The 2,070-nt window shown below is 68.8% G+C and carries 2 protein-coding genes and 1 tRNA gene; 1 reads left to right on the plus strand and 2 read right to left on the minus strand.

What is annotated here, in order from left to right; all coding sequences use genetic code 11:
* Positions 1 to 1,054, plus strand: a 1,054-nt coding sequence (locus tag JHN63_RS50380; protein ID WP_200691836.1) for a PP2C family protein-serine/threonine phosphatase, incomplete at its 5' end; no start/stop codon positions are given.
* Positions 1,055 to 1,104: 50 nt separating this feature from the next.
* Here the strand turns inward: JHN63_RS50380 and JHN63_RS50385 are convergent.
* Together JHN63_RS50385 and JHN63_RS50390 are read right to left on the minus strand one after the other, a co-directional pair.
* Positions 1,105 to 1,180: transfer RNA gene (locus JHN63_RS50385), tRNA-Thr, on the minus strand.
* A 96-nt stretch (positions 1,181 to 1,276) separates the two neighbouring features.
* Positions 1,277 to 1,939 carry a DegT/DnrJ/EryC1/StrS family aminotransferase gene (locus JHN63_RS50390; protein ID WP_200691837.1) on the minus strand — a complete coding sequence of 221 codons (663 nt, stop codon included), beginning with the start codon at positions 1,937 to 1,939 and terminating at the stop codon, positions 1,277 to 1,279.
* Positions 1,940 to 2,070: the final 131 nt, after the last annotated feature.

The following is a 2,070-nucleotide window of genomic DNA, read 5'->3' on the forward strand; positions in this document are numbered from 1 at the left end:
CCCCGGCGCCCGCGTCTGGGCCGCCCCCGCCGAGGCCGCCCACCAAGCGGCCCTGCGCACCTCCATGCGCAACCTCGGCCTCGGCGAACCGACCCGCCGCGTCAGCTCGGGCATCGGCCCGACACTCGCTACGGCCTCCGCAGTCGGCGGCGAAACAGTCGTCCTCCCCCTGGTCGCCCGCAACCGCGTCATCGGCATGCTCACGCTCGGCAAGCCCACCGACGAACACTTCCGCCAGGAAATCCTCGAACTGGCCGAGGACTTGAGCCGCCGAGCCGCCCTCGCCCTCGACAACGCCCGCCTGTACTCGGAGCGCACGGCCATCAGCCAGTCCCTCCAGCGCAGCCTCCTGCCCCCCGACCTCCCGCACATCGAGGGCGTCGAGGTCGAGGTCATCTACCGCGCAGCCGGCGAGGGCAACGAAGTAGGCGGCGACTTCTACGACTTGTTCCCCATCCGCGACGGCGTCTACGGCTTCGCCATCGGCGATGTCTGCGGCACAGGACCCGAGGCGGCCGCGGTCACCGGCCTGGCCCGCCACGCGCTGCGCCTGCTCGCCAGAGAGGGTTTCGGCGGCCCCGCGGTCCTGGAGCGCCTCAACTCCGCGATCCTCGACGAGGGAGCCCGCAGCCGCTTCCTGACGCTCCTCTACGGCGAGTTGTGGCCCCAGGAGGACGGCAGCGCCAAGCTGAAGGTGGTCTGCGCCGGCCACCCGCTCCCCCTCCGCCTGCGCCAGGACGGCACGGTCGAACCGGCCGCCGAACCCCAGCCGCTCCTGGGCGTCATGGACGACCTGGAGCTCTACGAGCAGACGGTCACCCTCGACCCCGGAGACGTCCTCCTGTGCGTCACGGACGGCGTCACGGAACGCCGCGAGGGCACCCGCATGCTGGGCGACGACGGCCTCACCGACGTCCTCACGACCTGCACGGGCCTCACGGCCGGCGCGGTGGCGGCACGCATCATGCGCGCGGTCGAACGCTTCGCTTCGGACGCCCCGTCCGACGACATGGCGATCCTCGCGATGCGCGTCCCGGGCCTCCAGAAGGACTGACCCCGAACACGCAGAAGGCCCCGCCCAATTGGGCGGGGCCTTCTGATGTCTGGAGCCCTCTAACGGAATCGAACCGTTGACCTTCTCCTTACCATGGAGACGCTCTACCGACTGAGCTAAGAGGGCCTTGTCGCTTTCCCGAGGTTTCCCTCGCGGCGACGAAAAGAATCATACCCCGAACAGGCCCGTACGCCCAACCACCGCTGCCCGACCCCGACTCGATCAGAAAGCGGGCTGCAGCAGTCCCCCGAGCGCGTTGCACGCAGAAACGATCCTCTGCATCTCCCGCTTGGTCAACGAGGCGTCCACCGGCAGCGCGAGCGTCTCGTCCGCCGCCCGCTCGGTCTCCGGCAGAGCCACACACCGCCGGAACTCCGGCAGCCGGTGCACAGGCGTCTTCACCGGCACCCGACACTCAACTCCCCTGCCCCGCACGGCCCGAGCGAAGGCATCGCGATCCGGCCGCCCGTTCCCCGGCACCCGCACGATGTACTGCTGGTACGTGTGCCCGTCACCACCATCGGGCGTCCGCACCCCACGCAACTTCGCATCAAGATAGGCAGCCCGCTCCCGCCGCTGAGCCACCTCGTCGTACGGCGCCTCGGACTCCCCCTGCTGCAACACCAGCAGCCCATGCCGCTGCCCCACCCCGAGCAACCGCCCGACATCAGCGGACCGACCGAATCGATGTACGACAACTATCGCCGCCGTACGCGGAGTTAGGGCCGCTTCGACGGCGGACGCGTCGAGGCAGTAGGTCACCGGATCTATGTCGGCGAACACCGGCAGGCCACCCGCCAGGGTGACGGCCTCGGCGACTTCGACGTTCCCGAACGCCGGCACGACGACCTCGTCACCGAGTCCGACGCCTGCGGCCCTGAGCATTGCAGCAGTACCCATAGCTCGGATGGTGATTGCGCAACGTGAACTTCAAGTGACGCACAACAAAAAAGGGTTGGACCCCGAACCGAAGTTCAGGGTCCAACCCTTATCAATATTTGTTCGGCGGCGTCCTA

The organism is Streptomyces sp. MBT65 (assembly GCF_016612545.1).
Lineage (GTDB): Bacteria > Actinomycetota > Actinomycetes > Streptomycetales > Streptomycetaceae > Streptomyces.

Bases quoted from the DNA above. Each gene is read 5' to 3' on its own strand.
- JHN63_RS50390 (WP_200691837.1), bottom strand. From the start codon at position 1,939: ATGCTCAGGGCCGCAGGCGTCGGACTCGGTGACGAGGTCGTCGTGCCG.